Here is a 20,757-nt window from a genome sequence, read left to right on the forward strand (position 1 = left end):
AGCTGCCGAAGGCTGCGATTTTTTGATTTTCTAAAAATATTTTCAAAATATTAGTGAGGTAAACCCAACCCAGATCCGTGTAGTGACTGAAACTGCGAGTCATTCGCATTCCGTAGCGGTTCTACACAGGTCACTAGCAATGAAGTCCAGGGCAAAATCGGGTTCGGTCAAACAGTGGTTCGGCGCATCTGCACTGAGTTTTTCGGCATTGGCGCTGCTGCCGCTCAGCGTGGCATTGGCCGCTGAAGCCAGCAGCACGCAACAGCAAACGCCGTTCAACTTTGCCATGGCCGCCAAACCGCTGCCCCAGGCCCTGAGCGACTTCAGCCGCATCACCGGCACCAGCGTGGTCTATACCGACGAAGCGCCCTACGGCCTCAATGCCCCGGCAATCAGCGGGCAGATGAGCGCCGAACAGGCGATGCAGCGTTTGCTCAGTGGCTCGGGCTTCACCTTCCGTCGCACCGACGCGCACACCCTGGCGCTGGAGCCCATCCCCACTGCCGGCACCCTGAACCTCGGCGCGACCACCATCACCTCGGCGATGGACGAAACCCAGAGCTACCAGCCACCGCCGACCAGCAACGTGATGCGCAGCTCGGCATTGATTCAAGAAATCCCGCAGACCATCAACGTGATCCCGGCCCAGGTCATTCGCGACCAGGCCCCGCGCAATCTCGATGACGCCTTGGCCAACGTCAGCGGCATCACCCAGGGCAACACCCTGGCCAGCACTCAGGATTCGGTGATGACCCGCGGCTTCGGCGATAACCGCAACGGCTCGATCATGCGCGACAGCATGCCGATCGTGCAGGGTCGCGGCATGAACGCCACTGTCGACCGGGTCGAAGTGCTCAAGGGCCCGGCGTCCTTGCTCTACGGCATCCAGGACCCGGGCGGCGTGGTCAATATGGTCAGCAAAAAACCGGAACTGACCCCATACAACGCGCTGACCCTGCGCGGTTCGAGCTACGGCGACGGCAAGAACGGCAGTGGCGGAGGCCTCGACAGTACCGGCGCACTCGGTGATTCCGGGTTGGCCTACCGCATGGTTCTGGACCACGAGGACGAAGACTACTGGCGCAACTTCGGCACCCGCCGCGAAACCCTGGTGGCGCCGTCCCTGGCCTGGTTCGGCGAAAGCACCAAGCTGTTGTTCTCCTACGAACACCGTGAGTTTTTGACCCCGTTCGACCGTGGCACCGTGATCGATCCACGCACCAACCACCCGTTGGACATCTCGCGCAATGAGCGTCTCGACGAGCCGTTCAACAACATGGAAGGACGTTCGGACCTTTACCACTTCGAGGCCGATCACGAGCTCAACGACAACTGGAAGGCCCACTTTGGCTACAGCTGGAACCGCGAAACCTACGACGCCAGCCAGGTGCGCATCACCGCCATCGACACCAAGAATGGCACGCTGACCCGCAGCATGGACGGCACGCAGAACGCCATTAGCACCGACCGTTTCACCACCGCCAGCCTCGAAGGCAAAGTGAACGTGCTGGGCATGCAGCACGACCTGGTGTTCGGCGTCGACGACGAGTACCGCAAGATCTACCGCGAAGACCTGATCCGCCAGAAAAGCCTGAGCACCTTCAGCTACGTCAACCCGGTCTACGGCCGCGAAGTCGCCGGCACCACCGTCAGCCCGGCCGACAGCGCCCAGACCGATTTGCTGCGCAGCGATTCGATCTTCATGCAGGACTCGATTCACCTCACCGACCAGTGGATCCTGGTGGCCGGCGGGCGCTTCCAGGAATACGACCAGTACGCCGGCAAAGGCGTGCCGTTCCACGCCAACACCGACAGCAACGGCCAGAAATTTGTGCCGCGCGCCGGTCTGGTCTATCGCTACACCGATGAACTGTCGTTCTACGGCAGCTACACCGAATCGTTCAAGCCCAACTCGACCATCGCACCGTTGAGCGGCAGCAGCGTCGTGCTCGACGGCAGCGTTGCGCCGGAAGAAGCCAAGTCCTGGGAAATCGGCGCCAAGCTCGACATGCCGGGGCGCATCACCGGTAACGTCGCGCTGTTCGACATCAAGAAACGCAACGTACTGATCGCCAACTCCGAAGGCCCGACGACCATTTACAGCGCCGCCGGCGAAGTACGTTCCCGGGGGCTGGAAGTGGACCTGACCGGTCAGCTCAGCGACCGCTGGAGCATGATCGGCAGCTACGCCTACACCGATGCCGAAGTCACCGAAGACCCGGACTACAAGGGCAAGAGACTGCAAAACGTCGCCAAGAACACCGGCTCGCTGTCGGCGGTCTACGACTTCGGCACCATCGTTGGCGGCGATCAACTGCGGGTCGGCGCCGGAGCGCGTTATGTCGGTGAGCGGGCGGGTAACGCGGTCAACGATTTCGACCTGCCGGGCTACACCGTGGCCGATGCCTTCGCTACCTACGACACCAAAGTCGAAGGGCAGAAGGTCAAGTTTCAACTCAACGTGAAGAACCTGTTTGACCGCACCTACTACACCTCGGCGGCGAGCCGGTTCTTTGTGTCCATGGGCGATTCGCGGCAGGTGTCGCTCTCCAGCACTCTGGAGTTCTGACAGTAGACCGCGTCATCGTTCTTCGCGAGCAAGCCCGCTCCCACATTTGATCGCATTCGCGTGGACGAACGCGGTCACCTGTGGGAGCGAGCCTGCTCGCGAAGACGGCCTCAAAGCCACCAGCAATCTTCGGGATTACCGCAAAAACGCCTGGCGATATTCGCCAGGCGTTCCACCCAACACCTGCCGAAACCGATTGGTGAAATGACTCGCACTGGCAAACCCACAGGCCAATGCAATTTCCCCCAACGGCTGCGATGTTGAACGCAATAATTCCCGCGCCCGGCTCATGCGTCGTGCCAACACATACTGATGGGGCGGTAAGCCAAAGCTCTCCCGGAACATCCGCGCAAAGTGATATTCCGACAGCGCACACAACCCCGCCAACTGCCCCAGGCTGATCGCTTCGGCCAACTGACTGTCGATGAACTCCACCAACTGCCGCCGCTGATGCGCGGCCAGTCCGCCCTTCAATCGCAAACCCTGTCGCATGCCGACCTGATTGAGCAGCGCATGGCTGAGCATTTCGTGGGCCAGACTGCTGGTGAGCACGCGCTCGCCGGGTTCATCCCAATTGAGCGTGAGCATCTGCCGAAAGCGCCGGGCTTGTTGTGGGTCGTCGAGAAAGGTCGCTTCGCGCAATTGCAGCTCACGCGGTTCGCGGTCCAGCAGCGTGACGCAGCCGAGGGCGAATTGTTCGGGGCTGAAATACAGGTGGGCCAGGCGAATGTCGCCGTTGATCACCCAGCCGGACTGGTGCTCGGCCGGCAGGATGCACAGTTTGTCCGGGCCACCCTTGTTGCCGGGCTGGTCACGGCGAAAGGTCCCGGTGCCGCCGGCGATGTAGCAAGAGAGGGTGTGGTGAGTCGGCGCTTCGTAGTCCTGGGCGTCGTGATGGTTGCTCCACAAGGCTGCAGCCATGCCGTCACCGAGCTCGGCACTGTGCTCGAGGCGAGCATTGGGCGAGCGGTTGAGGGCTTGAAAGACTTGCAGCGTTTCCAGTGCGGGCATGATCGTTTTCTCTCCAACGCCTTGCATCCTACTCCGTAGACCTTGGCCTGCCAGCCTGTCGGCCGACAAAAGCGCAAGTTTATGCAAGTGCGTTCACCCAGGGCGCAGCACACTGGATCCCTAATCAGGCAGTGCTGGCGAGCACAGTATTTGTGACAAGTGAGCTTTTGTGGCGAGGGAGCTTGCTCCCGCTTGAGTGCGCAGCGCTCACAAGATTGGCGATAGTTATCGAGATTTTGGGGCCGCTTCGCTGCCCAGCGCGAGCAAGCTCGCTCGCCACAAGAGCCCTTCTTGCCACAAACGTGCCTTTGCCACAAAAGATTGCTCGCCACAAAAGCGCGCCGCGTTGCCCCATCCAGGAGTTTTACCATGAACCTGTCGTTGTATTTGTTGACCGTGCTGATCTGGGGCACCACCTGGATTGCCTTGAAATGGCAACTGGGGGTGGTGGCGATTCCGGTGTCGATTGTCTATCGCTTCGGCCTCGCCGCGCTGGTGTTGTTCGTGATGTTGCTGCTCAGCCGGCGCCTGCAAGTGATGAACCGCCGCGGGCATTTGATCTGCCTGGCGCAAGGGTTGTGCCTGTTCTGCGTCAACTTCATGTGTTTCCTGACGGCCAGCCAATGGATCCCCAGCGGTCTGGTGGCCGTGGTGTTTTCCACGGCTACGTTGTGGAACGCCCTGAATGCGCGGGTGTTCTTCGGCCAGAAAATCGCTCGTAATGTTTTGATGGGCGGCGCACTGGGTTTGTTCGGACTGGGGTTGCTGTTCTGGCCAGAGCTGGCCGGCCACACCGCCAGCCCGCAAACCCTGCTCGGCCTGGGCCTGGCCCTGTGCGGCACGTTGTGTTTCTCGGCCGGCAACATGCTGTCGAGCCTGCAACAGAAGGCCGGGCTCAAACCCCTGACCACCAACGCCTGGGGCATGGCTTACGGTGCGGCGATGCTGTCGGTGTGGTGCCTGGTCAAAGGTATTCCGTTCGACATTGAATGGAATGCGCGCTACATCGGCTCGCTGATGTACCTGGTGATCCCCGGTTCGGTGATCGGCTTCACCGCTTACCTGACACTGGTCGGGCGCATGGGCCCGGAGCGCGCGGCGTATTGCACGGTGTTGTTTCCGGTGGTGGCGCTGAACGTCTCGGCGTATGCCGAAGGCTATCAATGGACCGCGCCGGCGCTGATGGGGTTGGTGCTGGTGATGCTGGGTAACGTGCTGGTGTTTCGCAAGCCCAAGGCGCCGGTGGTGCAGGGCAACGGCAAACTGGCCTGAAGCGATAGAAAGATCGAGCGCCGAGGTTCTTAGCGCTCGATCTTCAGTGTCAGGTAAATCAATAAAGGAAGAATAAAGTCGACAACATGCCGGGCCCAGTCCTTGGCATTCCAGACTTGTGATTCGTCCATGTTGAACCATTCAACGCCGATAACTTGCAGGCACACGTAGTAGACGAAGATGGCAATCAATAAACCGACAATCGATAACTTCTTGGATTCGTGAAAAACGTCAGCGGTTGCATGTCTGTTTTTAAACAGTTGGTAGGTGCCCATCAAGCAGTAGGTGGTGTACATGACTTCCAATGTAATGATGATCCAGTAAATACGGTGATGGAGCATCGGCGAAGTAATCGCCCGGTAGCTGATGTTGGTGTTTTCCCGGGTGGTGTCCATGCTCAGGATATGGCCGACGTACTCATAGTTGGTGCTGTAGTCGATGAAGTTGCTATACATCACCAACAGTCCGAAAAAACTTAAAAATGCCATGAGTATGACTTTGCTGTTTCTGATGAGTTGGTCTGTGGTCAGGTCATTCAATGCAGGGGCTCTCCGTAGCCTGAACTCGTGATAGTCGAGTCAATGGCGCGGAGTTTATAGGGCGAATGGAGGTTTTGGTGGTGGACTGAATTTCAAGGTGTGTATCGAACTTAAAGGTTGGAAGTTAATAAAGCGGGCAGGTGTTTATACACCTGCCCGTTTTTTTAGCCGTTCCAGACCTGCGGGTTAACCAGGTCCTGCGGTCGTTCGCCCAGCAGGGCGCTGCGCAAATTGGTCAAGGCACGATTGGCCATGGCTTCGCGGGTTTCGTGTGTAGCAGAGCCGATGTGCGGCAACGTCACGGCGTTTTTCAATTGGAACAATGGCGACTCGGCCAGCGGTTCTTTCTCGTAGACATCGAGGCCTGCGCCGCGAATCTGGTTGTTCTGCAGCGCTTCGATCAGAGCGGGCTCATCCACCACCGGACCGCGAGCGATGTTCACCAGGATTGCACTCGGCTTCATCAACGCCAGTTCGCGGTGGCTGATCAGGTGTTTGGTTTTCTCGCTGAGCGGCACCACCAGGCAGATGAAATCGGCTTCGGCCAGCAACTGGTCGAGGCTGCGGAACTGCGCGCCGAGTTGCTGTTCCAGTTCAGTCTTGCGGCTATTACCGCTGTAGATAATCGGCATGTTGAAACCCAACCTACCACGACGGGCGATGGCCGCGCCGATGTTGCCCATGCCGACGATGCCCAACGTTTTGCCGTGCACATCGCAGCCAAACAATGGCGCGCCGACGGTCGCTTGCCACTGGCCGGCCTTGGTCCAGGCGTCCAGTTCGGCGACGCGGCGGGCACTGCTCATGAGCAAGGCGAAGGCCAGGTCGGCGGTGCTTTCGGTGAGCACGTCGGGCGTGTTGGTGAGCATGATCCCGCGTTCGTTGAAGTAGGCGACGTCATAGTTGTCGTAGCCGACCGAGACGCTGGAGACCACTTCCAGTTTGGCGGCGTTTTCCAGCTGCGCGCGGCCAAGTTTGCGACCGACGCCGATCAGCCCGTGGGCGTGGGGCAGGGCTTCGTTGAACTGGGCGTTGATGTCACCGTTTTTTGGGTTCGGCACGATCACGTCGAAATCCTGTTTCAGGCGTTCGATCATTTCCGGGGTGACACGGCTGAAGGCGAGGACGGTTTTTTTCATGGTCGCGGGGCTCGGCGAGTCTGGAGAATGCCAAGCACGCTAACATTCTTCCCTGGTTTTGCGCGAGTGCCCGGATGTACACGATCCAACTGTGGGAGCGGGCTTGCTCGCGAAAGCGGTCGGTCATCCAACATCAATATCGCCTGACACACCGCCTTCGCGAGCAAGCCCGCTCCCACAGGGGGATGTTTGGTCAGTTTTGTGGATCGAGGTTGTCCAGTGCGCGATTCACCACCAGTTCACCCAGCATGATGATCTGCTGGATTCCCTGCAGGGTGTTGCGGTGGGTGCCTTCGAGAAATCCGGCGAGGTCACTGGCCATGACGCTGGCCGAGGCGAGGGATTCGCAGGCGTAGACCAATAAGGTTTCGGTGGTGGCGTTGGGGGCAACCTGGAACAGGTGGCTGGGGGTGTGAGGGGGATTCGGTGTTGGCTTGAACATAAGGGCGTTACTCCATGCGGGCATAATGGAGCTGCCACTTTTGTTTTCCAGACGAAGGTGGCAGCCGTGCGCGGACTGGAAAAACCGGTAACGCCCAACAAAACCCGGCAGACCCGAAGGTCTCCCGCGCACAGCCGCCATAACATTGCATGCAGAAAAAAGCGCCGCAGTATGCCATGTGCAGAGGTCAAACGTTGATACGGGTTTTCCAGACCCGGTCACTGATGCGTCAGCGACCCCCAAAGCCTACCCATCTCCCGTCCCACACACCAACCGTCAAAACGCGTCGGAAACGTCCTCAAATATTCGAGATTTGTAGGACCGTCTGTAGCTCAATTCGCCACCCGAACCCCACCCAAACTCCCGCTCAATTCATACGCCGCCAATTCCGCCTGATGCGCCGCCAATATCTCCGGCAACGACCCGCGCAAATACTCGACCCAGGTCTTGATCTTCGCATCCAGGTACTGCCGCGACGGGTAGATCGCGTACAGGTTCAGTTCCTGCGAGCGGTAGTTCGGCATCACCCGCACCAGCGTGCCATTGCGCAGCCCTTCAATCGCCGCGTACACCGGCAACACGCCAACGCCCATGCCGCTGGTGATCGCGGTTTTCATCGCATCGGCGGAGTTGACCAAAAACGGTGAGCTATTAATGGTGACCATTTCCTGGCCTTCGGGGCCGTCGAAGGTCCATTTCTCCAGCGGGATCACCGGGCTGACCAGGCGCAGGCAGGCGTGGTTGAGCAGGTCGCTGGGTTTGTGCGCGCAGCCGTTGGCTTTTACATAGGCCGGCGAGGCGCAAACGATGCTGTAGGTGATGCCCAAGCGTTGGGAGACGAAGCCCGAGTCCGGCAGTTCGCTGGCGAGCACGATGGACACGTCGTAACCCTCGTCCAGCAAATCCGGCACGCGGTTGGCCATGGTCAGGTCGAACGTCACGTCCGGGTGGGTCTTGCGGTAGCGGGCGATCGCGTCGATCACGAAGTGCTGGCCGATGCCGGTCATGGTGTGCACTTTGAGCTGCCCGGCCGGGCGGGCGTGGGCGTCGCTGGCCTCGGCTTCGGCTTCTTCGACGTAGGCCAGGATCTGCTCGCAGCGCAATAGATAGCGCTTGCCGGCCTCGGTCAGGGCGATGCGGCGTGTCGTTCGGTTGAGCAGACGGGTTTGCAGGTGGGCTTCCAGGGTGGAGACCGCGCGCGAGACATTGGCTGTCGTGGTGTCCAGCTGCACGGCGGCGGCGGTGAAGCTGCCGGCCTGGGCCACGTAACTGAAGGCGCGCATGTTTTGCAAAGTGTCCATGGGGTGCTCTCGGGTTCGATGGCAAATTGTGACACGAAGTTTCGTGGTCTGAGACCCCGACCAAGGGATTATCGCGTTAACGGTAACAAAGATTCACAGGAATCCCAGCTTATCGCCGTTCGGGTCGCCCCATAGAATTGCGCCACCGCAGGAACTGGCGTACGGCACAAACCCTGTGGGAGCGAGCTTGCTCGCGAAAGCGGTGGGTCATTCAACAATGATGTCGACTGACAGGGCCTCTTCGCGAGCAAGCCCGCTCCCACAGGGGGCAGTGTCCGTTCCCCAAAATCTCATGCCTCCCTCACTCAGGAATTTGCAGCAGTGCCGCGTCGCATCAACAGAGCGCTCAAGACGTTCAGTGTTTTGGCTTTAACCCTGGCAATCAGCGGCTGCGTCGGTACCGGAGGTATTGCCCCACAGGGCAAGGCGCTGGAGGCCGATTCACTGGCCACCGACGAAGCCATCCAGAACGCTGCACAGGACGCTCACTGGCCCACCGCGCAATGGTGGCAGGCCTATGGCGACCCGCAACTGAATCGCTGGATCGACCTCGCCGTGCAAGGCAGCCCGACCATGGCCATGGCTACCGCCCGGGTGCGTCAGGCCAAGTCCATGGCCGGTATCGCTGAGGCCGCGGAGTCGGTGCAGATCAATGGCGAGGCGACCCTCAAGCGCCACAACTGGGCGACCGATCAGTTCTACGGCCCCGGCGATTTGGCGAATACGACCACCTGGGACAACAACGCCTCGCTGGGTTTCAGTTATGCCCTGGACCTCTGGGGCCGCGAAAGCAACGCCACCGAACGCGCCGTGGACATGGCACACATGACGGCCGCCGAAGCGCGGCTGGCCCAGCTCGAATTGCAGAACAACATCGTGCGCGCCTACATCGAGCTCTCGCTGCATTACGCGCAGCGGGACATCGTCGCCGCGACGTTGAAGCAGCAACAGCAAATCCTCGACCTGGCGCAAAAGCGCCTGAACGGCGGGATCGGCACCCATTTCGAAGTCAGCCAGGCTGAAACGCCGCTGCCGGAAACCCATCGGCAGATCGATGCCCTGGACGAAGAAATCGCCCTGAGCCGCAATCAACTCGCCGCACTCGCCGGCAAAGGTCCGGGCGAGGGCGCGCAGTTACAGCGGCCGACCCTGGCGTTGGGCGCCGCGCTGAAATTGCCGTCATCGTTGCCCGCGCAATTGCTCGGCCAACGCCCGGATGTGGTCGCCAGTCGCTGGCAAGTCGCGGCTCAGGCCCGAGGCATTGATGTGGCGCACGCCGGTTTCTACCCCAACGTTGACCTGGTCGGCAGCCTCGGCTACATGGCCACCGGCGGCGGGGCGCTGGAGTTTTTGACCGGCAAGAAGCTCAACTACAGTGTCGGCCCGGCGATCTCGCTGCCGATTTTCGACGGCGGCCGTTTGCGCTCGGAGCTGGGCGAAGCCTCGGCCGGGTATGACATCGCTGTGGCCAAGTACAACCAGACGCTGGTCAATGCGCTGAAGAACATCTCCGATCAGTTGATCCGCCGTGAGTCGATGGACAAGCAGCAGGTGTTCGCCGCCGAGTCGGTGGCCACGGCGCAGAAGACTTACGACATCGCGATGATTGCCTACCAGCGTGGGCTCACTGATTACCTCAATGTGCTGAATGCCCAGACGTTGTTGTTCAAGCAGCAGCAGGTTCAGCAGCAGGTTCAGGCGGCGCGACTCAGTGCTCATGCTGAGTTGGTAACAGCGCTCGGCGGCGGATTAGGCGCCGGCAACGACGTGCCGACAGCCAGCCAGACCGCCGCACCGCAAACCCCGGCGCTGCTGAAGCCCCTCACAAATTGAACACAAATTTTCAGGCTCACACTCATCTGTGGCGAGGGAGCTTGCCTGTGGCGAGGGGGCTTGCCCCCGTTGGGTTGCGAAGCAGCCCCAAGACCTGCCAACGCGGTTTTTCAGGCACACCGCATTTACCGATTTGGCGGCTGCTTCGCAGCCGAACGGGGCAAGCCCCTCGCCACAAATTTCGGGAGTGCCTGAAGTGAGTGTTCATCCTTCAAGCCCTCGACCACTGAGCAGGATTTAATGACTCCCTTGCCCGCACCTCTGCGCTGGCTACATTCCCTTGAATGGCGCCGGGGTTTCTATGACTGGGCGCGCAGCGATGGCGTGACCTGGGTCTACATTTTCAAGGTGCTGATCGCAGCATTCCTGACCCTGTGGCTGGCCATGCGCCTGGAGTTGCCGCAACCGCGCACAGCGATGATCACCGTATTCATCGTCATGCAACCGCAAAGCGGCCACGTGTTGGCCAAGAGTTTCTATCGCTTCCTCGGCACGCTCGCCGGGTCGACGGTGATGGTCGCGCTGATCGCATTGTTTGCGCAAAACACCGAACTGTTCCTCGGCTCGCTGGCGATTTGGGTCGGGATCTGCACGGCCGGTGCCGCCCGTTATCGCAACTTCCGCGCCTACGGTTTTGTGCTCGCCGGCTACACCGCCGCAATGGTCGGTTTGCCGGCATTGGCTCACCCGGACGGCGCGTTTATGGCGGCGGTCTGGCGGGTGCTGGAAATCTCCCTCGGGATTATTTGCTCGACCCTGATCAGCGCCGCGATCCTGCCGCAAACCGCCAGCGCCGCGATGCGCAACGCCTTGTATCAGCGCTTCGGCGTGTTCGCGTTGTTCGTCACCGACGGCTTGCGCGGTCGCAGCCAACGCGAAGCTTTTGAGGCGAGCAACGTGCGTTTCATCGCCGAAGCGGTGGGCATCGAAGGCTTGCGCAGCGTGACGGTGTTCGAAGACCCGCACATGCGTCGACGCAACGGTCGGCTCAGTCGCCTGAACAGCGAGTTCATGAGCATCACCACTCGCTTCAACGCCTTGCACCAATTGCTCGAACGCTTGCGCAGCAGCGAGGCGGACCACGTGGTGGCAGCGATCAAACCGGGTCTGCAGGACCTCGCCGAATTGCTCGATGGCTTCAGTGGCCGGGCGCTGACCAACGCCGATGCCGCGCGTCTGGTCACGGCGTTGACCGCTTACAAGGAGGGCTTGCCGGCGCGGGTTCGCGGTCTTCGGACGATCTTCCAGGAGACCGACCCGAGCGACGCCGAGCAGCTGGATTTCCACACCGCATACGAGTTGCTCTATCGCTTCGTCGATGACCTGCACAGTTATGCACAGACCCACGCCTCACTGGCCGATCACACCCACGCCCGTGAGCAATGGGATGAACCGTTCACCCCGCAAACCAACTGGCTGGCGTCGGCAGCGTCGGGGATTCGCGCGACATTCATTCTGGTGGTGCTCGGCAGTTACTGGGTGGCCACTGCATGGCCGAGCGGGGCGACGATGACGATGATTGCTGCCGCCACCGTCGGCCTGTCCGCCGCGACGCCGAACCCGAAACGCATGGCGTTTCAAATGGCTTGCGGCACGTTGCTCGGGGCGTTGATCGGCTTCGTCGAGATGTTTTTCATCTTTCCGTGGATCGATGGTTTTCCGCTGCTCTGCATGATGCTCGCGCCGGTGATCGTGCTCGGCTCATTCCTGACCTCACGCCCGCAATACGCCGGGGTCGGCCTCGGTTTGTTGATCTTCTTCAGCACCGGTTCGGTGCCGGACAACCTGACCATTTACAACCCCTACACCTTTATCAACGACTACATCGCCATGGTGCTCGGCATGTTGGTGTGCGCCGCCGCCGGGGCAATCATCCTGCCGCCCAACAGTCGCTGGTTATGGCGTCGGTTGGAGCAGGATTTGCGCGGGCAAGTGGTCTACGCCATCAGCGGCAAACTCAAGGGCTTGGGTTCGAGTTTCGAAAGCCGCACCCGGGATTTGCTGCACCAGGCTTACGGCTTGGCGGTGGGCCAGCCGCAAGTGCAACGGGACTTGCTGCGCTGGATGTTCGTGGTGCTGGAAGTCGGTCACGCAATCATCGAGTTGCGCAAGGAACAGGCGATTCTGCCGGTGCACCCGGCGTATGCCGAATCCCAACCGTGGCGCCAGGCGATCCGCGTGATGGGCCGTTCGCTGGTGCGGCTGTTCCTGCAACCGAGCCAGAGCAATCTGGAGCGCGGCTTGATCGCCGTCGACCATGCGATCAGCCGCGTACAAGCCACTGACGAACCGTTCGCCCCGCACTTCGACACCTCGGCGTTGCGTCGGGTGAAGAGCTATCTGCACTTCATCCGCACCTCGTTGCTCGACCCGCAATCACCGCTTGCAGGCTTCATAAACGTGGCCGCAAAGACCAAGCCCCAAGGAGTTGAACATGCCGCGTGAAATCGCCTTCCACGGCGTGTACATGCCGACCATGACGCTGATGTTTTTCATCGCCGCAGCGCTGGCCTGGGCGCTGGACCGGTTTTTGTCCGGGTTCGATTTGTACCGCTTCTTCTGGCACCCGGCACTGCTGCGCCTGAGTCTGTTTACCTGTCTGTTCGGCGCCTTGTCGCTGACTGTCTACCGTTGAGAACGTTCTGATGAAAAAGCTCTTCAGCCTGCTCGCCACCCTGTTGGTGCTGGCCCTCGCGATATGGATCGGCCGGACCCTGTGGGTGCATTACATGGACACGCCGTGGACCCGCGACGGCCGCGTGCGCGCCGACATCATCAACGTCGCCGCCGACGTCACCGGCGAAGTGGTGGACGTGCCGGTGCGTGACAACCAACTGGTGAAGAAGAGCGACCTGCTGATGCAGATCGACCCCGAGCACTACCGCATCGCGGTCAAACAGGCGCAATCGATGGTGGCGTCGCGCAAGGCCACATGGGAGATGCGCAAGGTCAACGCCCACCGCCGCGCCGACATGGACGCGCTGGTGATCTCCAAGGAAAACCGCGACGACGCCAGCAACATCGCCGACTCGGCCCTGGCCGACTACCAACACGCCCAGGCGCAACTGGAAGCTGCTGAGCTGAACCTCAAACGCACCGAAGTGCGCGCGGCGGTGGACGGCTACGTCACCAACCTGAACGTCCATCGCGGGGACTACGCACGCATCGGCGAAGCGAAAATGGCCGTGGTCGATATGAACTCGTTCTGGGTCTACGGTTTCTTCGAAGAGACAAAATTGCCCCACGTGCGAGTGGGCGATAAGGCTGACATGCAACTGATGAGCGGCGAAGTGCTGAAGGGGCATGTGGAGAGTATTTCCCGCGGGATCTACGACCGCGACAACCCGGAGAGTCGCGAGCTGATTGCTGACGTGAACCCAACGTTCAACTGGGTGCGGTTGGCTCAGCGGGTGCCGGTGCGGATTCACATTGATGAAGTGCCGGAGGGGGTGCTGTTGGCGGCGGGGATTACGTGTACGGTGGTGGTGAAGCAGGACGTTGTGGATAACTAGGTAGACCGAGTCGCTGCCATCGTAGGCAAGCCCGCTCCCACAGGTTTTGTGTTTGCTGAGAAGAGGCCTGGGCTGCACCCCGGGCCTCTTCGTTGGTAAGGCGCCTTACTGTTGCGCCTGGCTGAGACTGACTTCGGCCTTCTTCACTGCATCAGCCACGTCCAGTTCTTTGTCACTGAGCAGCGCCATGACCTGCGGATTCTGCAGGACGTCGGCATTGGTGCTGTGCAACTGAGCCTGTCGTGAAATGATCACATACGCGTAAAGCTGATCACGGGTGCTGAACTCGGGACGAGCACTCACCGTGGCCACTGCGTTCTCCATAAAGGCATGGCGATCTTTCGGCGACAATCCCTTGAAGGTGTCGGGGAACTGCATATGGATGTTCGCCGAGTACACCGCGATGTTTTCCTCTCGCGCCTCCTTGCGCACCTCGTCCTTGCTGGTCACGTTCTTGCTCAGTTGCTCGTAACCTTTTTCTCCTTCGCTGAGTTGCTGCGGGTTCATTCGTTGTTTCAGCGAGTCGATCTGTGCCGTATCGTCGAGGACTCTGGCCCAACTGTAAGCCACGGGCAGATTGGCTTTGTTGGTATGCATACGAATCAGGGTTTGCTGGGAGTCCGGATCGCCATGGCGTGCCGAGCGTTCCAGCCAACGTAAACCGAGCTCGGTGTCCGGCGTCTGTCCGCGCATGCCATAGGCAAAGTTCTGGAACATGCCGAACTCGGCGCACGAGTCATTTCTGACCGCGGAATACGCCATATAGCTGAAGGCTTCTCGGTCGCGCTGGGCGCTGTCCTTGCTCGTGTCCTGTTCCGCGATGCTTGCCAGATAACACAAGGCCCGGTCATGGGTGGGCGCGGCCATGATCAGGCAACTGCGGGCTTGCTCGGGCTTTTCGTCGTTGTACAACTGGTAGCCGATGCCGTAGAGCAGATCGCTGTCCATGTAGAGGTTGCAATACTCGTTGGCGACGGCTTGCGGTAACAGCTCCCTGAGGCTGAGCTTGGGCAGGGTGGCGTTCAGCGTCTCATCCGGTGAAGCCCCGCAGCCGACCAACAGGCTGGCCATGATCCATGGCAGTACGTTTAGCAATTTCAATGAGAATTTCCTGATCGCAATGATGTAACAGCGAGCATGGAACGAGGGAGCAAACTCCCTCGCCACCGCTGTGTCGGTTTACCTGTAGAACTTGTTGACCACCAGCAGGCCATGCTCGATGGTTTCAGCGACCGACAACTCGTCATCTTCCATGAGGGCGACGATCCGCTGGTCATTCGCGATATTCGCATCAGGTTTTTTCAGCTGAGCGGCGCGATTGATCACGATATAGCTCAGCACGTGACCACGGCTCTTGGTGAACGGCAGGTCAATGGCTTTGTACATCGACTGCTTCACGTAGTCGTAGCGCTCGGCAGACGACAGGCCTTTGAAGGTGTCCGGATAGTCTTGATAGATTTCGGCGGAGTAACGGCCGACGTCTTCTTCCCGCGCTTCGGCGTACATGGCTTTTTTGCTGGTGACCTGGCCAGCGAGCTCGGTATAACGCTTTTCACCGTCGACGATTTGCGCGGCGGTCATCTTCGTTTTCAGGGTATCGGCAGCAGTCGAGTCATCGTCCTTGGCCATGATCTTTGTCCAGGCGTAGGCGGCGACCAGGTTGCCTTGCTCTTCGTACTGCTCGATCAGTTCCTTCTGAGCCTCGGGGTAACCATGCACCGAAGAACGCTCAAGCCAACGGCTGGCCAGCGCAGGATCTTGCCTGGCTCCGCTGCTGCCGTCTTGGTAGACCTGATACAGACCGTATTCTGCGCACCAGTCATTCTGCATCGCCGAATAGGCCATGTAATTGAAGGCCTCGCTGTTGCGTTGATCCGGGGTTTTGCTTTCGTCCTGGCCGGCGATCATCGACAGATAGCAGAAGGCGCGAGGGTGTTTCGGCGCGGCCAGTTCCAGGCAGCTTTTGGCGGTGTCCCATTCCTGATCGCCGTACAGTTGAAAACCGAGGCCGAACAGAATGTCGCTGTCCATTTTCGCGTTGCACTGTTCATTACTGGACGGTGACGGCAGCACACTTTGCAAGGTCAGCTTGGGCAGCGTGTCGTTGAGGGAGGACTCTTTGCTGGTGGTCTGTTCAGAGTTGGCGCTGCAGCCGGCCAACAAGGCAACAAAGGCCAGTGGCAGCACGTTGAAAACGTTCAATGGATATTCCCTGATCTGCGATTGAATAAAAGTCGCATGGAACGGGCAGGGAAGAGTTGGAAGGCAAAGCAATCCGTGCTTCAGTTTTAATGCCAGCGATTCCATGCTGCTTGAGTCGGCGTAAACGCGTCGAATGTCTCAAGTGCGCGCATTCTACTGAAAGCACCCGGGCATACAAACCTGTATGGATGGGGCACCGGCGGTGTGATCGAGTTGTTGTTGCGATGTCGGGTCGCTATATTGCCGCCCCTTCCAAACCGGCAAGGAGCGCGTGGATGAAGTACATCGCAGGCTTGTTCTTCGGTCTGATGCTGCTGAGCACGGCCGGTGCCGTTTATCAGGGTTACGATTTCTTTGATCTCAGAATCAGAGGCGTCAAGGTACACGCTGAAGTCGTGAGCACATCAAGCTCTCGAATGATCGGCGTGCAGAGCGGCCACAGCTATACCTCCGTCAGAAAAGTTGCCTTTGTCACGGCCGACGGCACACCGTTCATTCATGAGTTCAGAGACGAGTTTTCCGGCGTTGAGGCTGGGGACAAGATGACCGTGTTCTACAACCCGGCCGATCCCCGTGAAGTGATACCCGGCACTTTTTTCACTCTGGGCCTGAGCCTCGCCATGGGCACCATGGCGCTGCTCAGTTTGATGATGATCGTGACGGTCTGGCGCGATTAGACCGGTTTGCCACACTCAGAGTTGGCGATTCAAACCGAAGCGCTTCATCAAGGTCGACTCCAGCAACCCCTTGGGCAGCAGCGTCGCCAGCAGTGGCAGCGCCCGGCTGCCATTGCCGATGCGGATCAGCCGTGGCGGTTTTTCCTGCTGCACAGCCTTCAACAACACAGCGGCAAAGCCACGGGTTGGCGTTGGTTTGTCTTGCGAGGCCTTGGCCCGCGCACGAATGCCTTCACGCAGCGGCCACCATGGCGATTGTTCGGTAATCAATTGTTCGGCTTCCTGGCCGGCATTCTTGGGCGAAGCTGGACGCGATGGCGCCGGGCTGGACTTCCATCACGCGGATGCCGAACGGCGCCAGTTCCATACGTAACGCGTCGCTCAAGGCATGCACCGCCGCTTTCGAGGCGCAATAAGCGCCGGCGAACGGCGTGACCAGAACCCCGGACACACTGCCGATGTTTACCACCAAGCCTTTGGCCCGACGCAACACCGGGAACAGTGCGCGAGTCACGCCGACCACGGCAAACACGTTGGTTTCAAACTGGCGCTGCATGGCCGGCACGCCGCCATCGAGCAGCGGTCCCATGGCGCCGTAACCGGCATTGTTGATCAGCACGTCGAGGCCACCATGTTGCTGGTTGATCCGCTCGCTCAACGCGTCGAGCGCCGGCCCATCGTTGACGTCGAGTTGTACGGCGATAAACCCGGCGGCCTCCAGCGCTGCCACATCGTCAGCCTTGCGGGCACTGGCCCAGACTTTGTAACCGGCCGCTTTGAACACATCAGCCAGGGCGCGGCCAATGCCGCTGGAACAACCGGTAATCAACGCAACGGGCATGGCGCGGTCCTTGTGCAATGTGAAGAGAGGGGATTAGTCGGAGAAACTACCCTGCAAACGCTCGGCGCGAAACTCCAGGGTTTGCGCGCGGTAACCGGGGCGCAATGGCGGCATCGGCAAACAGTCTTCCCAATTGGCGCCAGCCTGCAATTCGCCGGGGCCGCGATAGCGCGGGGCGGCGTATTGATTGTCGGCCAGGTTGACCGTATCGCCCGGCGCGTAGGCTGCGATGCGCCAGCGCAGTTCGGTCAGCGGCACGTCGTTGCCGTTGTTCATTTTCAGTTGCAGCGGCCGATCTGCCGGGCACTGGTCCGGGGCATAACTGATGCGCAACTCAAGGCGCGCCAGTTGCTTGACCTCGCGGTTGTCCAGCCAGATCACCCAAGTGGCGACCAGGCCCAGGCCAACGGCGGCGGCCACGGACACCGGCAAGGCTTTGGCGGGGTAGCGCAACAACAGGATCAGCCAGGTGATGATCAGCAGGATGCCGATGAACATGTCGCACAACCTCGGGAGAAGAGAAGGCCATCCTACCTAAGCGTAGACGTGGTTGGCGATGGGTAAGCGCGGCGTACCGTCCGTCCGCCCTGTAATTTCTGACAGTAGCCAGCGATTCAATCGCGGGTATTAGATGGGCGCACTGTTCAAGGAAGATCCGTCAATGCTGACGCTATCGCCTGTCCACCGCCAAACCCCAACCCTGACGGCGCTGGACCCGCGCGGGCTGACGGTTCGCGCCGTCGGTTACTGGCGTGACGACGGCGACCAGTCTGCCCAGGCGCGGATCAATCGCATGGCCCATGATCCGCAGGGGCGGTCGGTTGCGCAGTGGGATTCGCGTTTGTGGCGGATGACGCAGGCCAATCTGGCGACTGCCTATTCGTTGTCTTCCATCGTGCTCAGTACCGTCAGTGTCGACGCCGGATGGCGGGTTGGTTTGGTGGGTGAGGGCGCGCAGTTGCTGGAACAGTGGGATGGGCGCGGCACGTTGCGCCAGACTCGTTACGACGACCAGTTGCGGCCCGTTGCGGTGTTTGAGAGCGGTGAATCCACGGAGCAGCTTGCCTATGGTGACGAGACGCTCAGCGGCGGCAACCAGTGCGGGCGATTGATTCGTCATGATGATTCTGCAGGTGTTTTGCTGTTCAACGGCTATGGGTTGAGTGGTGCGCTGCAGGAGCAAGAACGGCGTTTTACCAGCGAATCGAGTCCGGGTTTTGTCAGCCAATCACGATTGACCCCGTTGGGCGACATGCAGTCCCGAATAGATGCGCAAGGGAACGAACAGCGATTCCGGCACACCGTTGATGGCCAGTTACACGCGGTGGACTTGCGCCTGAGCAACACAACGCAATGGCTGCCGATGGTCAGCGCCATCCGTTACAGCGTCTTTGGTCAGGTTGAAAAGGAAGTGGCGGGGAATGGCGTGGTTACGCGCCTTGAATACACCGCTGAAGACGGGCGACTGAACCGTTTACTGTCCCAGCTCGGGCAGGAAGATCCATTGCAGGATCTGCATTACGACTACGATCCAATCGGCAATGTGTTGAGCATCGAAGACGCGACGCTGCCGGTCCGCTACTTCGCCAATCAACGCATCGAACCGATCAACCGCTACATCTACGACAGCCTGTCACAGTTGATCGAAGCCACCGGTTGGGAGGCTGGCACGGTCAAACAGGGGCCGTTATCCGAGCCAACGGAAATCCTCGCCAATTACCGCCAGATCTATCGCTACGATGACGGCAACAACTTGCTCGAATTGACCCATGTGGGCGCGCAGAACCCCGGCCACCGATTGGTCGCCGCCGCTCACAGCAATCGCTGTTTGCCGGTGCGCGATAGCGTGGGGCCGGGCGAAGAGGATTTTCGCCATGGTTTCGATGCCAACGGTAATTTGCTGAATCTGCAACCGGGGCAGGCGTTGAGTTGGGATTTGCGTAATCAGCTAAAGGAAGTAATACCGGTCGAACGCGATACCGGGCCCGACGACAGCGAACGTTATATCTACGGCGCCGACGGCATGCGCGTACGCAAGATCCGCTCGCTACAAACCAACGCCAAAATCAACCTCATCGAAACTATTTACCTGCCAGGCCTGGAAATTCGCACCCACAGCGGCACCGGTGAGGAGTTGCACGTTATCGAGGTAAAAACCGGGCGCGGCAGTGTGCGGGTGTTGCATTGGGAGGCGAGACCACCTTCGCAAATCGCCAACAATCAACAACGCTATAGCCTTAGCGATCATCTCGGCTCCACCACCCTTGAGCTGGATCAGCACGCCAACCTCATCACGCAGGAACACTATTACCCGTTCGGCGGTACAGCCTGGTCGAACGGTGAGGCCATACAAGTCAGTTACAAAACCGTGTGCTATTCGGGCAAGGAGCGGGATGCGACTGGGCTTTATTACTACGGGTTCAGGTATTACGCGCCGCAGTGGCAGCGGTGGATCAGTCCTGATCCTGCCGGAGCCATGGATGGCGCTAACCTGTTTAGCTTTGTAGGAGGTAACCCACTAAACCACAGGGATGTCCAAGGGTTGGTGAAAATTGATATCAACAGCCTCACTGTGCCTCAACGCGCAGCGATCGGCATTGATGGTCTTGTGCACAGTCCATCGAGAAGCCTGTACGCGCGCGCTTTTGACGCCGTTAAGCCCGTGCAAAGTGTAAGGCGAGTTGATGAAACAACTTTTGATTCTCTTGAGCAGGCACATGTCACCAATCTGGTGACTAAAGGTTTATTGCCGTTTGGTGCCGATAATCAAAAGCTCGATCTCTGGCGGTCTCCCTTGGATAACAAAGAAGAACTGGCAGGAATTCGCGCACTTGCGCGGAATCAGCAAGTGCAAGCCTCACTGGAGTATGGCGTAGGTAATTGTGCAGAACATGCGGATATCGCCTTCCATCTTCTGGCCAGTACGCAAACCAATGAGCCCGTTTTCGAAGTACGGGCGCAGGGTGCTGATCACGTGTTTGTAGTCATTGGAGATTCGCGGGTGTTGTCACCCGGCAAGGTGGTTATCGTTGATCCCTGGCCAACATTTCCCATGGCACATACCGCCAGGTTTGGCACTTTTCAAATCGGTAGTTCTGTCATGAGCGCATCAGGTGATGCGGATCCGAAATACGAACTGGATGACAGAACGTTGCTCAGAAACGTGAACTACCCGTTTCCTGCAATAGATGTCGATGCTCCTGGAACTGTCGATCGATTTAACTCCATTCACCAGATTCCCACTGCCTACACGCAGGCATTCTCTATTCAGGATAAATACCGGGGTATTGACTTCAAGATAAAAGGCAGCAAGACCCGGGGCAATTTCAACAGGCTTCCTGAAGCGTACGTCAGTGATCGTCTAGGGCACTACTCCACTTATGCACAGGCGTGGGCGCGAGCGAACAACCTTTAGATAG

The 20,757-nt window shown here is 59.5% G+C and carries 16 protein-coding genes and 1 pseudogene; 8 read left to right on the forward strand and 9 right to left on the reverse strand.

Features of this window, described 5'->3' with window-relative positions:
- The first annotated feature begins 139 nt into the window (after positions 1-139).
- Complete coding sequence (locus tag RHM58_RS13730) at positions 140-2,569, forward strand: TonB-dependent siderophore receptor (protein ID WP_322270570.1); 2,430 nt, start codon at positions 140-142, stop codon at positions 2,567-2,569.
- A 135-nt stretch (positions 2,570-2,704) separates the two neighbouring features.
- Here RHM58_RS13730 and RHM58_RS13735 read toward each other — a convergent pair whose 3' ends face one another.
- Positions 2,705-3,580: a helix-turn-helix transcriptional regulator gene (locus RHM58_RS13735; protein WP_322270571.1), complete on the reverse strand. Its 876-nt coding sequence runs from the start codon at positions 3,578-3,580 to the stop codon at positions 2,705-2,707.
- A gap of 369 nt (positions 3,581-3,949) precedes the next feature.
- Here RHM58_RS13735 and RHM58_RS13740 point away from each other — a divergent pair, with 369 nt between their 5' ends.
- Entirely contained in the window at positions 3,950-4,852 is a 903-nt protein-coding gene (locus tag RHM58_RS13740) for a DMT family transporter (protein ID WP_201255861.1), read from the forward strand.
- A 29-nt stretch (positions 4,853-4,881) separates the two neighbouring features.
- Here the strand turns inward: RHM58_RS13740 and RHM58_RS13745 are convergent, their stop codons facing one another.
- From RHM58_RS13745 to RHM58_RS13760, 4 genes are all read right to left on the reverse strand, one after another.
- A complete protein-coding gene (locus RHM58_RS13745) occupies positions 4,882-5,391 on the reverse strand; it encodes a DUF2165 domain-containing protein (RefSeq protein WP_322270572.1) in 510 nt (169 codons plus the stop codon).
- Between the two features lie 164 nt (positions 5,392-5,555).
- Positions 5,556-6,530 carry a 2-hydroxyacid dehydrogenase gene (locus tag RHM58_RS13750; protein WP_322270573.1) on the reverse strand — a complete coding sequence of 325 codons (975 nt, stop codon included), beginning with the start codon at positions 6,528-6,530 and terminating at the stop codon, positions 5,556-5,558.
- A 193-nt stretch (positions 6,531-6,723) separates the two neighbouring features.
- Positions 6,724-6,972, reverse strand: coding sequence for a DUF6124 family protein (locus tag RHM58_RS13755; RefSeq protein WP_322270574.1), 249 nt, complete (start codon positions 6,970-6,972; stop codon positions 6,724-6,726).
- A gap of 332 nt (positions 6,973-7,304) precedes the next feature.
- A complete protein-coding gene (locus tag RHM58_RS13760) occupies positions 7,305-8,273 on the reverse strand; it encodes a LysR family transcriptional regulator (protein WP_201200738.1) in 969 nt (322 codons plus the stop codon).
- Positions 8,274-8,594: 321 nt separating this feature from the next.
- On the opposite strand from RHM58_RS13760, the gene RHM58_RS13770 reads away from it, so the two are divergent.
- From RHM58_RS13770 to RHM58_RS13785, 4 genes are all read left to right on the forward strand, one after another.
- On the forward strand, positions 8,595-10,106 hold the full coding sequence (locus tag RHM58_RS13770; RefSeq protein ID WP_322270575.1) for an efflux transporter outer membrane subunit: 1,512 nt from the start codon (positions 8,595-8,597) through the stop codon (positions 10,104-10,106).
- 240 nt (positions 10,107-10,346) lie between these two features.
- Positions 10,347-12,551: an FUSC family protein gene (locus tag RHM58_RS13775; protein ID WP_322270576.1), complete on the forward strand. Its 2,205-nt coding sequence runs from the start codon at positions 10,347-10,349 to the stop codon at positions 12,549-12,551.
- The gene (locus RHM58_RS13780) at positions 12,541-12,741 is read left to right on the forward strand and encodes a DUF1656 domain-containing protein (RefSeq protein WP_201200743.1); all 201 of its coding nucleotides are present in this window, start codon (positions 12,541-12,543) and stop codon (positions 12,739-12,741) included. The genes RHM58_RS13775 and RHM58_RS13780 overlap by 11 nt, the downstream gene beginning before the upstream one ends.
- 10 nt (positions 12,742-12,751) lie before the next feature.
- Positions 12,752-13,618 (forward strand): HlyD family secretion protein, encoded by an 867-nt coding sequence (locus RHM58_RS13785; protein WP_322270577.1) that lies wholly within the window; start codon positions 12,752-12,754, stop codon positions 13,616-13,618.
- Between the two features lie 105 nt (positions 13,619-13,723).
- On the opposite strand, the gene RHM58_RS13790 is transcribed toward RHM58_RS13785, so the two are convergent.
- Both RHM58_RS13790 and RHM58_RS13795 read right to left on the reverse strand, forming a co-directional pair.
- Entirely contained in the window at positions 13,724-14,719 is a 996-nt protein-coding gene (locus RHM58_RS13790; protein WP_201255857.1) for a hypothetical protein, read from the reverse strand.
- A gap of 78 nt (positions 14,720-14,797) precedes the next feature.
- A complete protein-coding gene (locus tag RHM58_RS13795) occupies positions 14,798-15,820 on the reverse strand; it encodes a sel1 repeat family protein (RefSeq protein WP_322270578.1) in 1,023 nt (340 codons plus the stop codon).
- Positions 15,821-16,095: 275 nt separating this feature from the next.
- On the opposite strand from RHM58_RS13795, the gene RHM58_RS13800 reads away from it, so the two are divergent.
- Positions 16,096-16,497 (forward strand): DUF3592 domain-containing protein, encoded by a 402-nt coding sequence (locus tag RHM58_RS13800; protein WP_322270579.1) that lies wholly within the window; start codon positions 16,096-16,098, stop codon positions 16,495-16,497.
- 15 nt (positions 16,498-16,512) lie between these two features.
- Here RHM58_RS13800 and RHM58_RS13805 read toward each other — a convergent pair.
- Positions 16,513-17,338, reverse strand: a pseudogene (locus RHM58_RS13805) (SDR family oxidoreductase).
- Between the two features lie 33 nt (positions 17,339-17,371).
- Complete coding sequence (locus RHM58_RS13810; protein WP_201200753.1) at positions 17,372-17,836, reverse strand: multidrug transporter; 465 nt, start codon at positions 17,834-17,836, stop codon at positions 17,372-17,374.
- 133 nt (positions 17,837-17,969) lie between these two features.
- Here RHM58_RS13810 and RHM58_RS13815 point away from each other — a divergent pair, with 133 nt between their 5' ends.
- Positions 17,970-20,753 (forward strand): RHS repeat-associated core domain-containing protein, encoded by a 2,784-nt coding sequence (locus RHM58_RS13815; RefSeq protein WP_322270580.1) that lies wholly within the window; start codon positions 17,970-17,972, stop codon positions 20,751-20,753.
- The last annotated feature ends 4 nt before the right edge of the window (positions 20,754-20,757 follow it).

The organism is Pseudomonas sp. 10S4 (assembly GCF_034344865.1).
Classification (GTDB): domain Bacteria; phylum Pseudomonadota; class Gammaproteobacteria; order Pseudomonadales; family Pseudomonadaceae; genus Aquipseudomonas.

What these genes read in the sequence shown, in the direction of transcription:
- RHM58_RS13755 (WP_322270574.1), bottom strand. Translation starts at nt 6,972, where the DNA reads ATGTTCAAGCCAACACCGAATCCCCCTCACACCCCCAGCCACCTGTTC.
- RHM58_RS13815 (WP_322270580.1), top strand. Translation starts at nt 17,970, where the DNA reads ATGGGCGCACTGTTCAAGGAAGATCCGTCAATGCTGACGCTATCGCCT.
- RHM58_RS13760 (WP_201200738.1), bottom strand. Translation starts at nt 8,273, where the DNA reads ATGGACACTTTGCAAAACATGCGCGCCTTCAGTTACGTGGCCCAGGCC.
- RHM58_RS13735 (WP_322270571.1), bottom strand. Translation starts at nt 3,580, where the DNA reads ATGCCCGCACTGGAAACGCTGCAAGTCTTTCAAGCCCTCAACCGCTCG.
- RHM58_RS13785 (WP_322270577.1), top strand. Translation starts at nt 12,752, where the DNA reads ATGAAAAAGCTCTTCAGCCTGCTCGCCACCCTGTTGGTGCTGGCCCTC.
- RHM58_RS13780 (WP_201200743.1), top strand. Translation starts at nt 12,541, where the DNA reads ATGCCGCGTGAAATCGCCTTCCACGGCGTGTACATGCCGACCATGACG.
- RHM58_RS13775 (WP_322270576.1), top strand. Translation starts at nt 10,347, where the DNA reads ATGACTCCCTTGCCCGCACCTCTGCGCTGGCTACATTCCCTTGAATGG.
- RHM58_RS13800 (WP_322270579.1), top strand. Translation starts at nt 16,096, where the DNA reads ATGAAGTACATCGCAGGCTTGTTCTTCGGTCTGATGCTGCTGAGCACG.
- RHM58_RS13740 (WP_201255861.1), top strand. Translation starts at nt 3,950, where the DNA reads ATGAACCTGTCGTTGTATTTGTTGACCGTGCTGATCTGGGGCACCACC.
- RHM58_RS13810 (WP_201200753.1), bottom strand. Translation starts at nt 17,836, where the DNA reads ATGTTCATCGGCATCCTGCTGATCATCACCTGGCTGATCCTGTTGTTG.
- RHM58_RS13750 (WP_322270573.1), bottom strand. Translation starts at nt 6,530, where the DNA reads ATGAAAAAAACCGTCCTCGCCTTCAGCCGTGTCACCCCGGAAATGATC.
- RHM58_RS13730 (WP_322270570.1), top strand. Translation starts at nt 140, where the DNA reads ATGAAGTCCAGGGCAAAATCGGGTTCGGTCAAACAGTGGTTCGGCGCA.